General features: G+C 44.2%; 17 protein-coding genes. 9 read left to right on the top strand and 8 right to left on the bottom strand.

The window, feature by feature from the left end; translation table 11 throughout:
* The first annotated feature begins 121 nt into the window (after positions 1 to 121).
* On the top strand, positions 122 to 562 hold the full coding sequence (locus tag LJ707_RS05815; protein WP_228949869.1) for a DUF5684 domain-containing protein: 441 nt from the start codon (positions 122 to 124) through the stop codon (positions 560 to 562).
* Complete coding sequence (locus LJ707_RS05810; RefSeq protein WP_228949868.1) at positions 562 to 921, top strand: DUF2752 domain-containing protein; 360 nt, start codon at positions 562 to 564, stop codon at positions 919 to 921. The genes LJ707_RS05815 and LJ707_RS05810 overlap by 1 nt, the downstream gene beginning before the upstream one ends.
* On the opposite strand, the gene LJ707_RS05805 is transcribed toward LJ707_RS05810, so the two are convergent.
* The gene (locus LJ707_RS05805; protein ID WP_228949867.1) at positions 903 to 1,634 is read right to left on the bottom strand and encodes an RDD family protein; all 732 of its coding nucleotides are present in this window, start codon (positions 1,632 to 1,634) and stop codon (positions 903 to 905) included. The genes LJ707_RS05810 and LJ707_RS05805 overlap by 19 nt on opposite strands.
* 88 nt (positions 1,635 to 1,722) lie before the next feature.
* Between LJ707_RS05805 and LJ707_RS05800 the strand changes: the two genes are divergently transcribed.
* Genes LJ707_RS05800 through LJ707_RS05775 form a run of 6 tightly spaced genes read left to right on the top strand, consistent with a single transcriptional unit; the run spans position 1,723 to position 7,833 of the window.
* On the top strand, positions 1,723 to 2,700 hold the full coding sequence (locus LJ707_RS05800; protein WP_228949866.1) for a stage II sporulation protein M: 978 nt from the start codon (positions 1,723 to 1,725) through the stop codon (positions 2,698 to 2,700).
* Positions 2,684 to 3,583, top strand: a complete 900-nt coding sequence (locus LJ707_RS05795) for a glycerophosphoryl diester phosphodiesterase membrane domain-containing protein (protein ID WP_228949865.1) — start codon at positions 2,684 to 2,686, stop codon at positions 3,581 to 3,583. The genes LJ707_RS05800 and LJ707_RS05795 overlap by 17 nt, the downstream gene beginning before the upstream one ends.
* 2 nt (positions 3,584 to 3,585) lie before the next feature.
* The gene (locus tag LJ707_RS05790) at positions 3,586 to 4,317 is read left to right on the top strand and encodes a DUF4129 domain-containing protein (RefSeq protein ID WP_228949864.1); all 732 of its coding nucleotides are present in this window, start codon (positions 3,586 to 3,588) and stop codon (positions 4,315 to 4,317) included.
* On the top strand, positions 4,317 to 5,498 hold the full coding sequence (locus LJ707_RS05785) for a DUF4350 domain-containing protein (protein ID WP_228949863.1): 1,182 nt from the start codon (positions 4,317 to 4,319) through the stop codon (positions 5,496 to 5,498). The genes LJ707_RS05790 and LJ707_RS05785 overlap by 1 nt, the downstream gene beginning before the upstream one ends.
* 1 nt (position 5,499) lies before the next feature.
* Positions 5,500 to 6,477, top strand: a complete 978-nt coding sequence (locus tag LJ707_RS05780; protein ID WP_228949862.1) for a MoxR family ATPase — start codon at positions 5,500 to 5,502, stop codon at positions 6,475 to 6,477.
* 9 nt (positions 6,478 to 6,486) lie between these two features.
* The gene (locus LJ707_RS05775) at positions 6,487 to 7,833 is read left to right on the top strand and encodes a DUF58 domain-containing protein (RefSeq protein ID WP_228949861.1); all 1,347 of its coding nucleotides are present in this window, start codon (positions 6,487 to 6,489) and stop codon (positions 7,831 to 7,833) included.
* Between the two features lie 350 nt (positions 7,834 to 8,183).
* Here LJ707_RS05775 and secG read toward each other — a convergent pair whose 3' ends face one another.
* The 5 genes from secG to LJ707_RS05750 all read right to left on the bottom strand — a co-directional run bounded on the left by secG (position 8,184) and on the right by LJ707_RS05750 (position 13,350).
* Positions 8,184 to 8,552, bottom strand: a complete 369-nt coding sequence (secG, locus tag LJ707_RS05770; protein WP_228949860.1) for a preprotein translocase subunit SecG — start codon at positions 8,550 to 8,552, stop codon at positions 8,184 to 8,186.
* 10 nt (positions 8,553 to 8,562) lie between these two features.
* Entirely contained in the window at positions 8,563 to 9,939 is a 1,377-nt protein-coding gene (locus LJ707_RS05765) for a hypothetical protein (RefSeq protein ID WP_228949859.1), read from the bottom strand.
* A gap of 21 nt (positions 9,940 to 9,960) precedes the next feature.
* Positions 9,961 to 10,479, bottom strand: coding sequence for an LptE family protein (locus LJ707_RS05760; protein WP_228949858.1), 519 nt, complete (start codon positions 10,477 to 10,479; stop codon positions 9,961 to 9,963).
* A 6-nt stretch (positions 10,480 to 10,485) separates the two neighbouring features.
* Positions 10,486 to 11,754 carry a sigma-54-dependent Fis family transcriptional regulator gene (locus tag LJ707_RS05755; RefSeq protein WP_228949857.1) on the bottom strand — a complete coding sequence of 423 codons (1,269 nt, stop codon included), beginning with the start codon at positions 11,752 to 11,754 and terminating at the stop codon, positions 10,486 to 10,488.
* Between the two features lie 102 nt (positions 11,755 to 11,856).
* Positions 11,857 to 13,350 (bottom strand): MiaB/RimO family radical SAM methylthiotransferase, encoded by a 1,494-nt coding sequence (locus LJ707_RS05750; protein ID WP_228949856.1) that lies wholly within the window; start codon positions 13,348 to 13,350, stop codon positions 11,857 to 11,859.
* A 157-nt stretch (positions 13,351 to 13,507) separates the two neighbouring features.
* Here LJ707_RS05750 and LJ707_RS05745 point away from each other — a divergent pair, with 157 nt between their 5' ends.
* A complete protein-coding gene (locus LJ707_RS05745) occupies positions 13,508 to 15,268 on the top strand; it encodes a hypothetical protein (protein WP_228949855.1) in 1,761 nt (586 codons plus the stop codon).
* Here the strand turns inward: LJ707_RS05745 and dctA are convergent.
* Positions 15,265 to 16,512, bottom strand: coding sequence for a C4-dicarboxylate transporter DctA (gene dctA / locus LJ707_RS05740; protein WP_228949854.1), 1,248 nt, complete (start codon positions 16,510 to 16,512; stop codon positions 15,265 to 15,267). The genes LJ707_RS05745 and dctA overlap by 4 nt on opposite strands.
* A 106-nt stretch (positions 16,513 to 16,618) precedes the next feature.
* The gene (locus LJ707_RS05735; RefSeq protein ID WP_228949853.1) at positions 16,619 to 19,147 is read right to left on the bottom strand and encodes a TonB-dependent receptor domain-containing protein; all 2,529 of its coding nucleotides are present in this window, start codon (positions 19,145 to 19,147) and stop codon (positions 16,619 to 16,621) included.
* Between the last annotated feature and the right edge of the window lie 111 nt (positions 19,148 to 19,258).

Raw genomic sequence — 19,258 nt, 5'->3', positions numbered from 1 at the left:
GGCAGAAAATTACGAATAATTTGTTATTGATAAATAATTGCACAAAAAATTTTCATTTGTGAGCATCAAACAATTAACTTGCGGTAAATAATTCAAATTTAAATCTTTATAAAATCACACCATGGAACCTTACGACAGCTCAATCGGTGCAGGTGAAGCATCTCTACTGGCAGCTTTTTTTTCAATTCCGGCTATTATCCTTTGGGTAATATACATCATCGGGATGTGGAAGATATTTACAAAAGCCGGTAAACCCGGGTGGGCGGCTATCATTCCCATCTATAATATTATTGTATTACTTGAAATTATAGGTAAACCTATATGGTGGCTTGTTTTATTTCTGATACCTTGCGTAAATATTGTATTTGCGGTATGGGCAATTAATCTTTTAAGCAAAAGCTTTGGCCAAAGCGAAGGTTTTACCATCGGCTTATTGCTATTAGGCTTTATTTTCTTCCCGATATTAGGCTTTGGAAACTATCAATACTTAGGCCCTGCAGGCGCAGGCCCGGTTACGCCAAACTTTGATCCGAATAATTATAACCCACCGCCAAAATACTAATGGCATTATATGTTATTGCAAGGCCTTTCAGCGAACAGTTATTTAACTGGCTGAAAGGCCATTTGCTCCCTTGCCCTTTTAAATATCTCACCAATCTTGATTGCCCTGGCTGTGGGTTTCAGCGCTCATTTATCGCATTGCTACAGGGCGACTTTAAAAGCAGCTTTGAACTCTATCCTCCATCTATACCTTTGATTCTGGCTTTTTTATACTTTGCCGCAAGCCATAAATTCCCGCTCGACAATAGAAATGATACGGTAAAAAAAACAGTTTTTATTGTAGCTGCTACCATTGTTACGGTAAGCTATATCATCAAATTATGGCACCTGCATACAGGTGGTTACAAAGCATCAGCCTGATGAGATACCATGTGTGAGTAATCCTTAATTATTGTTTGTAAGAAAAGCATGTCATTCATAGTTTCAGGTATGCTGATACCTAAATGGCCTTTTAGTTTTTCGGCCATGTTATATACCAAGGCGGCATTACCCACTTTCATATAAGCCTGTATCACATCGTTTACCAACGCAATATCCCTGTCGGTTAGCAGTGCGGCTTCTTTAAAAACGGGCTCGTAGGTATCAACAGTAGGGGCATAAACCAGGTTATCAATAGTAGTACGGGGTTTGGTACGTATTAACGTTGTACCGGCAACCAGGTCGCCAACGCGCTGTACGTTTTGGGTAACGGCGGCGCATATCAGACCAACTACACCGGTTATCACAAAATCAACAATCCTGAATAACCAGCGTATAAGGTATTGCCCAAAGGTTGGGCGTTTGCCATTAAGGCTGATCACCCTTATTTTCATAATGCGCTTGCCCAGGCTTTGCCCGTTAAAAAACACTTCGCAAATAAGGTCGTAAAATACAAACAGGGCGTACATTGTTGCAAAGTACCATAACATTACGCTATCGCCGCCGCCTAAGTTAGGCACCACAAGTAAGCTGGCTATAAGCAAGGCTATAAATATCCCGTAATCAATCATACGGGCCAGTACCCTATCGCCAACCCCGGCTATTTCATAATCAATACCTATATTTTGTGACGTATGTATGGTTACGGTTTGCATGGCCTAAAAATAATAGTTTGTTACGGTTTTTATTGCAGATTAATTTTTTATCGGTATTTTAAACACCAAAATCCCTGAAGCTTATAACATGCGTGAGGCCCTGTTCATAAAACAAAATTCAGAACGCTGGAAACAGTACGAGCTTAACAAGAGCAAAGAACCTGACCACCTGGCTGACAGCTTTATAAGCATCACCGACGACCTGGCCTATGCCAAAACTTTTTACCCGAATTCAAAAACAACGCAATACCTTAACGGACTGGCATCGGGCTTTCATCAATCAATTTATCGTAACAAAAAGGAGAAAACCAACCGTTTTGTAACGTATTGGAAAACAGAACTACCCCTGCTTTTTTATAAACACCGCAGGCAATTGCTGTATTCGTTCGGTTTTTTTATTGTTTTTTGTTTGATAGGAATGCTGTCGGCCATGTACGATGATACCTTTGTGCGCCTTATTTTAGGCAACAGCTACGTGAACATGACCAATGATAACATTGCCAAAGGCGACCCTTTTGGTGTATACAAATTTGGCAGTTCGGGCGTAATGTTCGCGGCAATAGCAGCCAATAACATATATGTTGAGTTGCGCATGTTTGCCCTGGGTATACTTTTTTCGGTGGGTACTATTTATAACCTGATGCTTAACGGCGTAATGCTGGGCTCGTTCCAGTATTACTTTTTCAGCAAAGGAGTAGGCTTGCAATCGGTACTGGTAATATGGATACACGGCACGCTGGAGATATCGGCACTGGTAATTTCAGGCGCATCGGGCCTGGTAATGGGCAATAGCTTGCTTTTCCCTAAAACCTATAATCGCCTGGTATCGCTAAAACGCGGCGCGCTCGATGGCATGAAGATAGCTATTGGCATTATACCCATATTTTTAACTGCGGCATTTTTAGAGGGTTATGTTACCCGCCATACCGAAATGCCCGCAATAGCCAGCATAGCAATACTTGCAACATCACTTGCCTTTATTATATGGTACGTGATACTGTACCCTGCCCTGCTTAACCGTAAACTTAACTTGCTACAACCCCATATTGATGAAACCTCATTTTGAACTACGCCGTGTACGCGATTTTGGTGAAAACATTAGCGACACCTTTACCTTTATTAAAGAGAACTTTAAACCGCTGATGAAGCCGCTGCTGGTTATATGTGGCTTTTTTATATTGCTTAATACGGTAGCCTATGCCAACATGCAAGCCGACGCAATAGAAAATGCGGTTGATAGCATGAATAATAATGTACCTAACAATGTATTTGGCTACCAAAACAGGGGTATTAACCAAATGGTAGGTGTTGGATTATTTTACTTGTGCTTTTTTTTCTTTATAATGAGCATATTTATTGTAACCTACAGCTATATAGCTATATATAAAGATAAAACCGATGACGAAAAACCTACCTTGCTTGAGGTGTGGGGTTATTTTAAATACTATTTCTTCCGCTCATTAGGCTCATATTTTGTGGTAACCTTGCTTACTATCGCAGGCTGCTTTTTATGCTTGCTACCGGGTATTTACCTGGGTGTGGTTTTTAGCTTATTGCTACCTATTATTATTATGGAAAATGGCTCATTTGGCCACGCGTTTAACAAATGCTTTCAACTTATTAAGGGCAACTGGTGGATAACTTTTGGTATAGTGGTAGTGGTAAGTATCATTATTTCTATAGCAGGCGCTATTATAAGTATGCCGGTAACCATACTTATGGTAACAAAAATGTTTTTAAAGTGGGATTTCGTGATGTTTCCACTGTTGCTCATATTCGGATTATTAATTAATGTTTTCTATTTGTCGTATTCTGTAATGGCCGTATCAACAGCGCTGTGCTATTTTAGCTACGAAGAGCAAAAAGAAGGCACCGGCATCCTGAACCGTATTAACACCCTGGGCGAAAAAGGGCCGGATACCTCACACCTGCCAACTGAAGAATATTAAAGATGCGGATAAAGGCATTTACCTACTGGCTTACTTGCTTACTGCTGTTTTTTGCTGCTTTCGCCCATGCGGAAAAAGGCAAAAAACAACCTGCTGCTATAGCGCGGGATAGTTCGGCCGTACAGGTAAGGCAATTCAGCGAAGATGCTATCAGCACCTATAGCCAAAGTGATGACTTTAAGTATGCAGAAGCCAATGCCGACACAGAACTATCATTCTGGCAAATACTGGTGGCCTGGTTGCTGCAAATGCTGGCCGCAGAAGTTGGCCGTTCGCCTATATTTTTGGTGATCTTAAAATACCTGATACTGGGGCTTATACTTGGCGGCGTCATTTATGTTATCCTGAAAGCAGTTGGCATTGATGTGGGCTTGTTTTTACGTAAGGGATCCAAAAAAACCGCGTTGCCGTATACCGAATCGCTCGAGAATATACACGAGATAGATTTTGAGGATGAACTGGATGATGCCATCAGCAACCGCAATTACCGCCTGGCCGTGCGCCTGCTTTACCTTAAATGCCTTAAACAACTCAGCGACCGTAACCTGATACAATGGCAAATTGATAAAACTAATAAAGCCTATTATTACGAGCTTACCCAAAAACCACAGCGCGAGGCATTTGGCTCATTAACGCGCCGGTTTGAATACGTGTGGTACGGTAATTTTACTATTGATGAGCAGGCATTTAATGATATTAACGGCTTGTTCAATAAATTCAGGGAGCAGTTGTAATGAGGAGCCTTAAAATATACCTGATTATTGCGGGCCTGCTGCTTATTGGCTACACCATATTGCAGTTTAATCAACCCAAACCAACCGACTGGACAGCAACATATATCGATCGGCATAAAAAACCGTTTGGCACCTATATTACCTACAACCGCCTGCACGATATATTTCCGGGCAGCCATGTAAGCACACATCGCGAAACACCTTTCGAAGTGTTAACCCGCACTAAGTATCAACGGTCGGCTTACGTAATAGTTACCGGCAGTATTGCCCCTACTAATGAGGATTATAATGCCATGATGGCTTATGTTCGCCGTGGTAATGACATATTTATTGCTGCCGAATCATTCGGCACTGTTTTTCAGGACAGCCTTAATATTACCGCGGCCAGTATTTTCGGCATGGCCGACCCATCAGAATATATCAGTTTTGTAAACCCTGAACTTGATAACGAACGCCAGTACCATATTGATAAGGGCACCATTAGCAACTATTTTAAAAATATTGACAGTACCCGCGCAGTATTGCTTGGTCAAAACAATAAAGGCGAGGCTAACTTTATAAAATACAAGGCAGGCAAGGGCAACCTGTACTTGCTGGCCAATCCAAAGCTGTTAAGCAATTACAGCTTGTTAAAAACACAGGGGGCGCAATATTCAGCAACGACCTTGTCATACCTGGGCAAACCGCAAATTATTTTGTGGGATGAGTTTTACACCCAGGGCATGGCAGGTACCGATTCGCCTATGCGTTTTATATTAAATAATGACGCCTTGCGTACCGCCTGGTACATAGCCCTTTTTGGCTTGCTTTTTTATGTGATCTACGGCGTAAAACGCCGGCAGCGTGCTATACCTGTTATTTTACCACCGGCCAATGCCACGGTTGAGTTTGTAACCACGGTTGGGCAGGTGTATTACGAGCGCCGCAATAATCTCGACATCGCCCACAAAAAATCAATTTACTTTTTAACATCGCTGCGCGAAAAGTACAACATCAAAACCAACAAACTCGACCCCGAATTTGTAGAGGCCCTCACTAAACGCTCGGGGGTTGACGCGGCCTACATACGTATGATGACCGACTTTATTGGTTTTATTTTTAACCAAACCGATGTAAGCGATGCCGAACTGATTGAACTGAACCGATTGATAGAAAAATTTTATACCTTATCAGGACATTAAAATGGAAGAAGAAATATTTGAAAACCGTACCGACCTGCACAAGCTTAATACCGCCGTTGGGCAGATAAAGGATACGCTGGGCAAAATAATTGTAGGTCAGCAACAAAGTATCGACCTCATTATAGCCGGCATACTGGCTGATGGGCATATACTGATAGAGGGTGTACCCGGTGTTGCCAAAACGCTTACTGCCAAGCTGGTAGCCAAGGCCATCAACGCGGCGTATTCACGCATACAGTTTACCCCCGATTTGATGCCGTCGGATATATTGGGCACGCCGGTGTTCAATCCCAAAACATCCGAGTTTGAGTTTAAGCACGGCCCCATTTTCGGCAACATCATCCTGATAGATGAGATAAACCGCGCCCCGGCCAAAACACAATCGGCCTTGTTTGAGGTGATGGAAGAGCGCCAGCTTACCATTGATGGCACAGCCTATAAAATGGACGAGCCGTTTTTGGTTTTAGCTACCCAAAACCCAATTGAGCAGGAAGGCACTTACCGCCTGCCTGAAGCACAGCTCGACCGCTTTTTATTTAAGATTGAAGTTAAATACCCAAGCCTTGAGGAGGAGATAGCCATCATTACGCAGCAGCATCAGCATAAACGTGCCGATCAGTTGAGTGATATACAGCCCGTACTTTCGGCAGAGGAGATAGTTGCCCTGCGTGAGCAGGTACGCGGCTTTCATGTTGAACCGAAGATACTGGAGTTTGTGGCCCGCATAGTTTTTGAAACACGCAACAACAAATCGCTGTACCTGGGTGCATCGCCAAGGGCATCGCTGGCAATTATTAATGCAGCTAAGGCATTGGCCGCGATTAACGGACGCGATTTTGTTACGCCTGATGATGTGATATGGGTAGTACCCCACGTGCTGCGCCACCGTATTATGCTAACGCCCGATAAGGAAATGGAAGGCTTGACAACTGACGACGTGATAGGCCAGATTATCCACAAAATTGAAGTGCCCCGATAATTTATCAGTGTGAAAAAGTTCTTCGGCCTGTTTTATACCAACCTGTTTCTTACCCCCCGCTTGTTTGCCGGGTTGGCTGTTTGTGCCGTGCTGTATATTTTCAGGTTTTTATTTAGCTGGCTGGGTATCATTCCGGATGTGGTATTAAGCCTGTTCCTGCTATTGATATTGCTGGATATTACATTGCTCTACGATAAAAGCAAAGGCATTTTTGCCCGCCGCCACGCGCCCGAACGCCTGAGCAACAGTGATGATAACGACCTGGGCATTTACATTGAAAGCATTTACCCTTTTACAGTAAAGGCAGGTATTATTGATGAGATACCGGCACAGTTTCAGCGGAGGGATGTATGGTTTGCTACCACATTGGCACCACGCAGCCCTAAGCAGATAAAGTATGCCCTACGCCCAACCAAGCGCGGCGAATACACTTTTGGCGCTATCAGGGTATTTGCCCGTTCGCCATTAGCATTGGTGAGCCGGCGCTTTAATTTTGAGCAAACCGAAACGCTGCCGGTTTATCCCTCATTTTTACAGATGCGCCGTTACGAACTGATGGCCATATCAAACCGCCTGAGTGAATATGGTATAAAAAAAATTCGCCGACTGGGCCATAGCCTGGAATTTGAACAGGTGAAAAACTATGTACCCGGCGATGATTACCGCACTATAAACTGGAAAGCTACCGCACGCCACGGCAACTTTATGGTAAATTCCTTTACCGACGAAAAATCGCAGCATGTGTATTGCGTGATTGATAAATCGCGCGCCATGAAGATGCCCTTTAATGGCCTGAGCCTGCTCGATTACGCCATCAACGCTACGCTGGCACTATCAAACGTGGCATTGAAAAAGGAGGATAAAGCAGGCCTGATCACCGTGGCCGAAAAGATAGGCTCAGTTATAGCCGCAGACCGCCGGCCTGTACAGCTAAACCGCATTTTAGAGGTACTGTACAAGGAGAAAACCCGCTACCTTGAAACCAATATGGAAGCCTTGTACAGCACCATTCGTGGTGTGCTTAAACAGCGCAGCTTGGTAGTATTTTTTACTAATTATGAGAGTGTGTTTGCCATGCAGCGGCAGTTGCCTTTTTTAAAGCGGATAGCCAAATTCCATTTACTGTTAGTGGTATTTTTTGAGAATACCGAACTCACCAAACTGGGCGAACAACCCGCCGAAGATGTAGAACACATCTATGTAAAAACCATCGCCGAAAAGTTTGCCAACGACAAAAAGCTGATCGTAAAAGAGCTGGCCAAGCATGGCATCCAATCCATCCTCACCGCGCCGGAGAACCTTACCATAAACACCATTAACAGGTACCTGGAGATCAAGGCAAGGCAGCGGATATAATCCTCCTGAATCTAAATAACCACGCCTTTGCGAGGAACGAAGCAATCTTCGAGCGACTGTCCTAAAGAGATTCCTTTACTATCGTTCGCAATTACGCGATGGTTAAATTTATTGTGATTTAGATCCATGTACGGGGAGAAATTTGTCGCTTGATTATGGTAAACATACTCAAACCCCTCCCTAACCCTCCCGGGGGAGGGAATCATATTCGTTAAGCTAATGCAAAATAATTCCCTCCCCCGGGAGGGTCAGGGAGGGGTAAACGAACTTGGCATCAAAACTCATTCAACACAAAAAAGGCCTCAACAGATGAACTGTTGAGGCCTTTGGTATCTTTAAAGGACTAATCTTTATTTTTTAGCCGTGTCAGCCGGTTTTTGTGCCGCGCCTGAACCTGCGCCCGGAAGCGTTGGTGCCGGTGCTGTAGTAGCCGGTGCTGATGGTTTTGATACGTTATCTATCTGGCGTTGCAGATCGCTGTCGCCTGCCGGGCCACCGTTTTTTACAGATACGTTGATAGCTAACGACAGTACCATCAGGGTAATAGCCAGTATCCAGGTACCTTTTTCTAAAAAGTCGCCTGTTTTTTGTACGCCCATCAGTTGTGATGAAGCAGAGAAATTTGAAGCTAAGCCACCACCTTTAGGGTTTTGTATCAACACAATAAGCCCTAACAGTATGCACACTATAACGGCTATAACTAATAATAAAATGGTCATTTGTTTATAATCAACTTGTTTTCTTTTCTAAACTCTCTATACGGTCGGCAAAGTAACGGCTTTTTTCCGGAAATTTCAACATTAATTTTCTGTAAATCACTATGGCTTTGTGGTAAAGCATCTGGTCGGCATAAATGTTGGCCAGGGTTTCGCTTACCAGTTCGCTGCTATCTTCTGAGCTGCGCTTGGCCTTGTTCTCGTTATCCAGTTTTTCACTGCTTGGCGGCTTAATTTGCGGTTCTTCTTTTATAAAGCGCTCAATAATCTCGTCGCCTTTGTGTTTAACCTCAGTAGCCTGGTTATCGGCTGTATTTTGGTCAAGGCTTTCAACTGATGAAAGATGGAATATATTTTCAATGTACTGCTGCTGCAGGGCATCGGCGGCAGCCATTTTTTCGGCTACTATAGCCTGCTGCTCGGGTGTATATTTTGAGTATGGGCGGTATATGCCTGAATATTCGCGGCGTGTTTTATCCAGCCACCATAAAAAGGTGTATGGCATTTGCTCATCGTGGTAACGCGATGTATATTTTTTGTGTTCTAAAGCCGTTTCAGTTTGGGTATTTTCAACTGTTGGAGCAGTTTCGGCTGCAGGTTCCGGTGCTGATTCTTCAATCCTGCCGAAGGCTTTATCAAACATAAAATAATCAGTAGCCGCAATATTGCCAACAATCAGCCTTTCTTCTTCATCATTAAGTTTAAAGTTAGGCTCTGCTTCAACAGGTGCGGCGCTGTTACTTTCAATTGTATTGCCCGCTTCTTCAATCAATTCACGTGTATCTTCGGCGCTGTACGGGTCTTCGTAAGTAAAATGGGTAGCTTCAGTTTCTTCCGGCTCAGGCAGCTTAACAACGGTAGTTATATCATCAATGCCTACTATCTCCTCGTAAACCTCTTCGTCAATAGGTTCATCAGATGATCTGATTTCTTCGTCCTCTACCGGTTTAATGGCTATTTGCTCAATCGGCGTTATCTCTTCAAACACCCCGGTTTCATCAACCAGCGGTTCGGCGGCAATAGCTTCATTTTCTGGCTGTGCTGTTATTAGTTCCACTGCTGCTACGTCCTCCGCAACTTCGGCTACTGTTTCCTTTTGCCTTACGGCGATATTTTCCTGCTGATAATAAATCTGTTCGGCTTGTACTACGGGCAATGCAGCCGGATCATTCAGCAGCGTATACAGCGCGCGCGGATCAAAATACAATGCTGCGGCCGGTGCCGCCTTTTCGTTAAGCGCCTGCGACAGCAATGCCTGTAAAATGCCGCTTTGCGGATAGCTTTTTACCAGTTGTTGCAGCTCATTAACATAAGCCTGCCCGCTCCCGGCGGGATTGCTTAGCAAATGTGCTAAAAACTGGTACTGCTGATTATTGCTGTAATGATCCACGAGGTTGAAACTACGAATTGCTTACCAATTGGCAAAAGCTTTATTAAAAATATCATCAACCAATTGCCGTATAATGTTCTGTATCAGGGTTTGCTCTCGCGATGAAATATCGCCCTGAAAATCCTGGTACTTGGTAAACTGCTGCTCAAAATTATACTTTTTGTCTATTTCGTTAGTATATTTCACATTAACGGTAATGCTTAAACGCGATGCGTTTGCAATAGGCGGCGTATTAGGGTTGGTAGCCTCAACAGACACCGGCGTAATGGTATAATTTACAATTGAGCCGGACATGGTGGCATTAGCCGCCGGATCGCGCACAATATTTAATCTTGATTGCGAACGGATACGGGCTTTGAGCCCCTCGGTAAAATCCTGGCTCAGGTTGCTTACTACCAGCGGCGCGTTGTTTTCAAAAAACTCAATGTTGATGGTTTTAAGTTCGGCGGGTATAGAGGCTCCGTTAAGCGTAATGCTGCATGATTGCGACAGGAGCATAAGCCCGGTCATCGCTACAAAAAAAACAAGTATTCTTCTCATTTAGCCCTATAAATTTAGCTCTTTGATCTTGCGGTACAACGTACGCTCGGATATGCCCAGCTCACCAGCGGCCAGTTTACGTTTGCCTTTATGTTTCTTAAGGGCCTTGCGTATCAGGTCTGATTCCTTTTCAATCAGCGATAACGATTCTTCTACTTCCTCAGCTTCGTGGGTTATATGGTAATCGTTATTATTATTATTGTGATTATGGTTGCTTACCGGCGTATTGATACTGGCATTAACGGGATGATGCAAAGTAAATTGTGCCTCGGTGCTTTGCGGTAATTCAATATCGCGATAAAGCTGGTTTATGGCCTGCGAATGGTCGTCGTAATTAGCAGGTACGCCGCCATGCTCAATAATATTGGCCACCAGTTTTTTCAGCTCTACCATATCGCGCTTCATATCAAAAAGCACTTTGTATAGTATATCGCGCTCCGAAAAATCTTCCTTAGGCTGATTATCCAAACGCATAGGCAAATTGCTGCGGCTTGTTTCGTGCGGTATGTAGGTAAGCAGCGTTTGCGCAGTAATGATGCGGTCGCGCTCCAGCACGGCTAACTGCTCGGCCATATTTTTTAACTGGCGAACGTTACCCGGCCATGAATAATTTACCAATACCTGCTGCGCCTCATCATCAAGCTGGATGGGCGGGGTACGGTATTTATCGGTAAAATCTGACGTGAACTTGCGGAACAATAAGTAAACATCTTCCTTACGATCGCGCAGTGGTGGTATACGCAGTGGTACCGTGTTTAAGCGGTAGTACAGATCCTCCCTGAATTTGCCTGCCTTAACCGCGTCATATACATCAACGTTGGTAGCGGCAATAACGCGCACGTTGGTTTTTTCAACCTTTGATGAGCCTACCTTGATAAACTGGCCCGACTCCAGCACACGCAGCAAACGCGCCTGCGTACCCAGCGGCATTTCGGCTATCTCATCTAAAAATATGGTGCCGCCGTTAACGGTTTCAAAATAACCCTTACGTTCGCCCACCGCACCGGTATAGGCACCTTTTTCGTGACCGAACAATTCTGAATCAATAGTACCCTCGGGTATGGCACCGCAGTTAACCGCAATGAAAGGACCATGCTTACGCGGACTGATCTGGTGTATAATATGCGAAAAAACCTCTTTACCACTACCGCTTTCGCCGGTAATTAATACCGAAATATCAGTAGGGGCAACCTGGTTGGCAATATCTATAGCCCGGTTTAGCAGCGGCGAATTGCCGATGATACCAAAGCGTTGTTTAATTTCTTGTATATCCATTTTTAGATGTGCAGATATGTAGATGTGCAGATGCGTTGATTACAAATGAGCAGATAATGAAATGTTTTCATCTGCACATTTACACATTTGCACATCTGCACATTAAATTATTTTTCCAATTAACGTTGCCGTTGTAGTTCGTTCAACCAGCACGTTGGCGTACTGGCCTGGCTTATAATCCGGATGTACCGGGAATACCACCATGGCATTCTGATCGTTACGGCCGCAATAATCCTGGTCTGATTTTTTTGAGAAACCCTCGATCAGCACACGTTGTACCTTACCTAACTGCTGTTGCAGTTTGACGTAAGAGTACTGCTGCTGCTTGGCAACAACCTCTTTTAACCTGCGGCTTTTTACAGTTTCGGGTATATCATCAGCATAGCGCTTGGCGGCAAGCGTGCCCGGCCTTTCGGAGTACATGAACATGTAGGCAAAATCGTACTGCACGTAATCCATCATGCTTAATGTATCAGCATGCTCTTCTTCAGTCTCGGTACAAAAACCGGTGATCACATCGGTTGATATACCACAACCCGGGATGATGCGGCGTATGGCGTTTACCCTGTCCAGATACCATTCACGGTCGTAGGTACGGTTCATCAGTTCCAGCACACGGCTGTTGCCTGATTGTACCGGCAGGTGTATATAGTTACAAATATTATCGTATTTGGCCATGGTGTACAGCACCTCGTCTGTAATATCCTTGGGGTGCGATGTAGAGAAGCGTACACGCAGTTCAGGACTAACCTGCGCTACCATTTCTAAAAGGTTGGCAAAGTTCACCACCCCGAGCCCTCCTAAATCCTCCCCGAGGGGGAGGACTTGAGCATTTGCGGCTTCTGGAGCCGTTCCCTCAGCGGCATATTGGGGCAATGTTGTCGCGCTCCATTTGTATGAGTCTACATTCTGGCCCAGCAAGGTAACCTCGCGGTAGCCTTTGTTGTACAGGTCAGTACATTCGGCAACAATGGAGTGTGCATCACGACTGCGTTCACGACCACGTGTAAACGGCACCACGCAAAACGAGCACATGTTATCGCACCCGCGCATTATAGATACAAAGGCGTTAATGCCATTGCTGTTTAAACGCACCGGGCTTATATCGGCATAAGTTTCCTCGCGGGATAATAATACGTTAACGGCTTTCTGCCCGCCGTCAACTTTATCTATCAGGTTGGGCAGGTCGCGGTAAGCGTCAGGACCCACTACCACGTCAACCAGTTTTTCTTCTTCTAAAAATTTTGATTTGAGGCGTTCGGCCATACAGCCCAGCACACCTACCACCATATCCGGGTTTTTCACCTTGGCAATAGTAAACTCCTTTAGGCGGTTACGCACGCGCTGCTCGGCGTTTTCACGTATTGAGCAGGTATTGATAAATATCACATCGGCATTATTATAGTCTTTGGTGGTTTCAAAACCCTGCTCGGCTAAAATAGATGCTACGATCTCGCTGTCCGAAAAATTCATGGCACAGCCATAGCTTTCAATATACAGCTTGCGGCCATTGTTTTTGCCCGTTGGCTCTAAAATCAAAGCTTCGCCCTGCCTGCTCTCGTCGTGTGTCTTATCCGGAATTACCAAATCTATCATGCTTAAATTCTTGTGGCTGCAAAAATACACAATCTTTTAAATATTGGGTGACACTTTGTCAGCCAATTAACAAAATAGGCTTTTTGTTGTTATGCTGATTAAATAGCACTAAATTGAGGCGATAGGCCTTTAACCTGTATAAACACTAATTAATTTAATGGCAGCAAAATTTTTTAAACATAAATGGCAAAGGGTAACGGTTTATGCGTTGCTGGTTGTTGCTGTTTTGGTAGTTGGCGCTGCCCTTATACTTAACCACTACCTTAAACCCATGCTGCAGGATAAGCTGCGCAGCAGTATACGCGAAAGCAGCGACAGCCTTTACATTGCCGATTTTACCGAGGCCGAAATAAACCTGCTGCAAGGCAAAATAGTTATTGATAACGCTACCCTAAAGGTTGATACTGCAGTATATCACGCTAAAAAGAAAGCAGGCGGGGCACCCAATAACCTTTACAGCCTTAAAGTAAAGCAGGTAATGCTTACCGGTGTAAAGGCACTCAAATTTTATTTCAGTAAAAAAATTGATGTAGGGCGTGTGATATTGATAGAGCCCGAGATAGACATGAGCTATGAGGCCAATAATACCGAGGACAAACCCGCTAAGGATAACCGCACCATATGGCAGCGTATATCAAAAAGCCTGCGCAGCATACGTGTAGGTGAGATTGTACTGGACGGATTAAAATTCAGGCATATTGATTATTCGCACAAACGCCCACTGCTTACCGAAATAAGCCAGGTAAACCTGCATGCTGCCGATCTATTTATTGACTCGACCACTCAAAATGACACTTCCCGCTTTTTTTATTGCCGGGATGTTACTACCGAGATAAAGAATTACAGCGGCAAAACGCCGGATGCTTTGTATCTGTATGATATTAAAAGCATCAAACTATCTACCCAATATAAACAGCTTTGCATACAGGGCATAAAGCTGAAGCCATTTAACAACCTGTTGTTCTTTAATAAAACACGCGGCGATCGTTTTAATATATCCTTGGATTCGGTACAGCTTAACCGGTTCGACTTTATGAATTATTACAAGTACCGCACTTTTACGGTAGCAGGTTTAAGACTGGTTAACGGAACCATTAACATATACAAAGCACCCAACAAGCTAAGCACACCCGCCAAAGAAAACGTGAACAGTTTTCCGCATGTGGCGCTGCGTAACCTTGATTTTGGTTTACGGGTTGATACCGTTACCTTAAAAAAGCTGAACATACTTTATACCGAATACAATAAAAAATCTAAAAAAACCGGCACGCTCACTTTTAGCAATACAAGTGGCCGAATGTTCAATATTACCAACAACAAGCGGGCATTGCAAAAAAACAACATGTGCCGCATTGATATTACCAGCTACTTTATGGGCAAGGGCAGGCTTGATGTTAAGTTTGGCCTTAACCTTACCGATAAGGATGCCGCCTTTAGTTATCGCGGCAGTTTAGGCCCCATGGAGCTATCGGGCATTAACCGTGGGGTTGCGCCAATATCAATGGTAAAGGTAACATCGGGCAATTTAAAGCGGCTCGATTTTAATATCGATGCTAACCGTTACCGCGCCAAAGGTAAGGTGACCATGTTGTATGATGACCTGAAGATAGGCATACTGAAACTTGATGAGGACGACGGTAAACTCAAGAAAAAAGGATTGATGTCCATACTGGCCAATCACCTGGTAATCGAGCGTAATAACCCGGATGAACCTGGCAAAACGCCGCGCTCGGCAAATATCAATTTCATTCGGCCGGTTAATTACGCGTTTTTTAAGCTGGTATGGAAAACCCTGTTTTCGGGTATTAAAGAATGCGCCGGCGTTAGCGATATGGACGAGAAAAAGGCCAACTCAAAGTTGAGCGAAGGCGATCTGGAAAAAGAGAAAAAAGCTAAAGAGAAAAAGAAGAAGGATTAAACCGCACTGCCTTTACGTAATTCATCCGGCTGATGAAACTCCCCCTCACTCTTCGCGATCACCACAGTAGCTATTCCGTTACCGATCAGGTTGGTAATAGCCCGCGCTTCTGACATAAAACGGTCAACGCCCAGCAGCAACGCCACACTTTCAACCGGGATAACTTTAATAGCCGCCAATGTTGAGGTAAGCACAATAAAGCCGCCGCCAGTTACCGCCGCCGCCCCTTTTGAGGTAACCATCAGTATACCAATAATGGTGAGCTGCTGCTCAATAGATAAGGGAATGTTAAACACCTGTGCCAAAAAGATGGTGGCCATGCTCAGGTAAATGGTGGTGCCATCCAAATTAAACGAGTAACCGGTTGGAATAACCAGGCCGACAACCGAGCGCGAGCAGCCGAACTTTTCCATCTTTTCCATCATACTCGGTAGGGCCGATTCGGATGATGATGTGCCCAGTACCACCAGTATTTCCTGCCTTATGTGTTTGAGGTATTGCCACAGGCTGAACTTATACAGCCTGCAAATTATATTGAGCACCACAAATACAAACAAAAACATGGTAAGGTATACCGACCCCATCAGCTTGGCCATAGGCAGCAGTGCTTTGGTGCCGTAAGTGCCCACGGTATAGGCCATCCCGCCAAAAGCACCTATAGGTGCCAGCGCCATTACCACCTTCATAATATTGAAGAACACTTTGCTTAATTTATCAAAGGTAGTGAGCAATGATTTACCGGCATCGCCCATTTTGCTCAGCCCGTAGCCAAACAGAATGGCAAAGAACAGGATCTGCAAAATATCGCCACGGGTAAAGGCATCAAAAACATTATGGGGCACGATATGCAGAAAAAAATCGCCCCATTGCATATTATGCGCGGCCTTTTGGTAGTCGGCTATTTTTGAGGCATCAACACTCCTGTTTACATCGATCCCCTTACCCGGTTTAAGCAGGTTAGCCACCAGCAGGCCTATCATCAGGGCAAAGGTGGTCACTATCTCAAAGTACAATAATGCCTTTCCGCCTACACGGCCTACCTTCTTCATATCGCCCATATTGGCTATGCCCAACACAATGGTAAAAAATATGATAGGTGCAATCAGCATCGTTATCAGGTTGATAAATATCTTGCTGATCATTTGCGCGGCAGGCGCGAACCCTTTAAAATAATAACCCACTATCACCCCTAAAATAATGGCGACAATAACGCGAAATGTAAGATTATTAAGCAGGCTCTTCATTAATTAACAAGTATACGGTTTTTTAATTATGGCGATGCAAAGTGCCTTAAACCAAAAAGGCCTGCGTGTAGCAGGCCTTGAATAATTATGATTTTTTTATCAGGAATTAGTTGCCGCCGTTCATACCGCCGCCCATGCCCTGGTCGCCGCTTTTAACGTCGTCATTATTAACCCCTTTTTTCTTTTGCTGCGGGTTGCTGAAGCTCATTTTACCGAAGCTGTAGCTAAACGTTACACCGAACGATTGGAACGGGATACGTGTGCGTACACTTTGCGTAAAGCCCGGGCTTGATATGCTTTGGTTGAATGATTTGTCGACCGCGAAAGGCTGTATGGTATTGAACCCGATAGAGGCCTTTTTATCCATAAACTGCTTTTTGATACCGAATACATAGATACCGAACGCGGGGCTTGTACCCTGTATGGTACGGCGCGCTGAGTTATTGAAAGCAAATGCCTCGAATATAAAGTTCTTAGGCAGGTTCAGCGTAGCGCTACCGAAAACGGTGGTCATCAGCCTGGTTTTTAACGCGTCCGGGTTAATAAAATCAGCATAAGCTGTGTACACACTCGGGTTATAAGTAAACACGTTAATATTAGCACGAATGGTTAACGGCTTGATCGGGTTTATTGAACCGAAGAAGCTACCACCAATCGAGTTATTTTCGGCAACGTTGTTTTGTACGGTACGGTTAATTATTACATCACCATCCTGAACCGGGCTGGCTATACCTTCAATAAGGTTGCTGGTATTTTTATAGTATACCGAGAAGTTAACCACCGATGTTTTGATGAACGCGTTATAGTTCAACTCTACTGTTTGCGATACCTCAGGCGCCAGGTTAGGGTTACCTACGCTTTGGCTTTGCTGGTTGCTACGGTTGATGAACGGGTTTAACACCTGTAAGCTCGGGCGCTGTATACGCTTGCTGTATGATAATTTAAGCGTGTTGGCACCAAATACTTTTTGTATGGTTAAGCTTGGTATAAATGTATTGTAGTTTGCTTTAAATGGCTCAAGCGTTTGCGAGTTTGTTCCATCAGCATACGGTGCTTCAGGGTCGCCCTCTATTTTAGTATTCTCTAAACGTGCACCAGCCAAAACCGAATAGCTTTTAGGCAGGGTGATGGTTAATACACCGTAACCTGCGTATACATTTTGTGTATAATCATACAGGTTTGAGTTTTGCCTGTCAAGTATCGGGTTGCTGCCATCAGGGTTTACGGCAAAAATATCGTAATTACTGTTTATGCGCCTTTGTATGGTTTTACCACCGGCCTCAAGCTTAAATACTTTGTTAATTGGCAATGTATAATCTGCCTGGGCGGTATACTCATTGTTTTTACCGTTATTGTTAGCCAGTTGGCTTTGGTACAGATCAGAGAACAGGTTGGTATAATCTGTTTTGATGATGCTATGGCTCCACTGACCTGAGAAAATGATTTCGTGCCCTTGTTTTTTGAATTTGTGGGTATAATCAATATTCCAGTCAAAACCGCTGAATTTATTGTGCGATATGGTACGGCCGGTGTAGCTCAGGTTTTGGGTCGAATCAAGCAAATTCTCAAATAAATAATTACCACCGCCATCAGCGTTAAAGCCGCCATCGTTCAGGGCGATAGTACTGTTTATGCTGTTAAAGCCGTTAAACTCGTAGCCTGCTGTTACTGAACCACGAATACCATGGCGCTTAATCTCGTTGTGCGAACTGTTGGTGTTACGCTGGTCAATACCATCAGCGGTCAGGCTCTGGTTAAAATCAGTATATGATGTTTGAGGCCAACCTGCGTTACCACCAATATTGGTTGAAAAGTTAAAGCGGTTTTTATTGTAGTTAAAGTTTAAGTTACCATTGTTTTGGCGTGTACCCACGCCACCGCTTACGCTACCGCTAACACCTGAGGCATTTTTGGTTTTAGTAACAATGTTGATGATACCGCCTGAACCTTCCGCATCATATTTAGCGGATGGCGAGGTGATCACCTCAACATTCTTTATCTGGTCGGCAGGGATGGTTTTCAATACATCGCTCAGGCTGGCTGAGGTAGCACCTGATGGTTTACCGTTAATTAAAACGCGCACATTCTGGTCACCACGTACGGCTACGTTACCATTCATATCAACTGATACCAGCGGCACTTTTTGCAATACATCCGTAGCGTTACCACCGGCTGAGGTGAGGTCTTTTTCGGCATTGTACACAATCTTGTCAATGCGGTTTTCAACAAGCCCGGCCTGGCCGGTTACCGTAACCTCATTCAAAGCCTTTGAGCTTGGAGCAACTACTATCTGGCCCATATTGGCATCAGGTTTACCTAAAGTGGTGGTAACCGGGTCAATAAATTTAGTAGGATAGCCAATGAATGACACACCTATTTTATAGGCGCCGGGTTTTATATTGTCTATTTTAAAATTCCCTTTTTCGTCGGTAAGTACACCGTTCATGGGGGCGGTACCGCCGCTGCGGTAAACGCTCACCGTAGCATAGTCAAGCGGCTTTTTGGTAAGCGAATCGATCACCGTGCCCGATATACGGCCAACAATGCTCGAGCCACCGCCGCCGCCAAGGCCCACTTGTGCCTTAACTGCCACTGCAGAACATAAAAGGAATAGGATTAAGTAAATACGTTTCATGGTGTAATTTTGATCAATTTGGATTTTGAGGCGAAATTGTTTAAAATGTTACAGCCATTTTTAAACAAATTGTAATAAATACACCATGTCATTAATTCGTTACAAGAATAT

This window comes from Mucilaginibacter sp. UR6-1 (genome assembly GCF_020880975.1).
Lineage (GTDB): Bacteria > Bacteroidota > Bacteroidia > Sphingobacteriales > Sphingobacteriaceae > Mucilaginibacter.
Note: the sequence above shows the minus strand (reverse complement) of the source record. Positions and strands in the feature narration are given on the sequence as shown.

What these genes read in the sequence shown, in the direction of transcription:
- LJ707_RS05815 (WP_228949869.1), top strand. Translation starts at nt 122, where the DNA reads ATGGAACCTTACGACAGCTCAATCGGTGCAGGTGAAGCATCTCTACTG.
- LJ707_RS05810 (WP_228949868.1), top strand. Translation starts at nt 562, where the DNA reads ATGGCATTATATGTTATTGCAAGGCCTTTCAGCGAACAGTTATTTAAC.
- LJ707_RS05805 (WP_228949867.1), bottom strand. Translation starts at nt 1,634, where the DNA reads ATGCAAACCGTAACCATACATACGTCACAAAATATAGGTATTGATTAT.
- LJ707_RS05800 (WP_228949866.1), top strand. Translation starts at nt 1,723, where the DNA reads ATGCGTGAGGCCCTGTTCATAAAACAAAATTCAGAACGCTGGAAACAG.
- LJ707_RS05795 (WP_228949865.1), top strand. Translation starts at nt 2,684, where the DNA reads ATGAAACCTCATTTTGAACTACGCCGTGTACGCGATTTTGGTGAAAAC.
- LJ707_RS05790 (WP_228949864.1), top strand. Translation starts at nt 3,586, where the DNA reads ATGCGGATAAAGGCATTTACCTACTGGCTTACTTGCTTACTGCTGTTT.
- LJ707_RS05785 (WP_228949863.1), top strand. Translation starts at nt 4,317, where the DNA reads ATGAGGAGCCTTAAAATATACCTGATTATTGCGGGCCTGCTGCTTATT.
- LJ707_RS05780 (WP_228949862.1), top strand. Translation starts at nt 5,500, where the DNA reads ATGGAAGAAGAAATATTTGAAAACCGTACCGACCTGCACAAGCTTAAT.
- secG (WP_228949860.1), bottom strand. Translation starts at nt 8,552, where the DNA reads ATGACCATTTTATTATTAGTTATAGCCGTTATAGTGTGCATACTGTTA.
- LJ707_RS05760 (WP_228949858.1), bottom strand. Translation starts at nt 10,479, where the DNA reads ATGAGAAGAATACTTGTTTTTTTTGTAGCGATGACCGGGCTTATGCTC.
- LJ707_RS05755 (WP_228949857.1), bottom strand. Translation starts at nt 11,754, where the DNA reads ATGGATATACAAGAAATTAAACAACGCTTTGGTATCATCGGCAATTCG.
- LJ707_RS05750 (WP_228949856.1), bottom strand. Translation starts at nt 13,350, where the DNA reads ATGATAGATTTGGTAATTCCGGATAAGACACACGACGAGAGCAGGCAG.
- LJ707_RS05745 (WP_228949855.1), top strand. Translation starts at nt 13,508, where the DNA reads ATGGCAGCAAAATTTTTTAAACATAAATGGCAAAGGGTAACGGTTTAT.
- dctA (WP_228949854.1), bottom strand. Translation starts at nt 16,512, where the DNA reads ATGAAGAGCCTGCTTAATAATCTTACATTTCGCGTTATTGTCGCCATT.
- LJ707_RS05735 (WP_228949853.1), bottom strand. Translation starts at nt 19,147, where the DNA reads ATGAAACGTATTTACTTAATCCTATTCCTTTTATGTTCTGCAGTGGCA.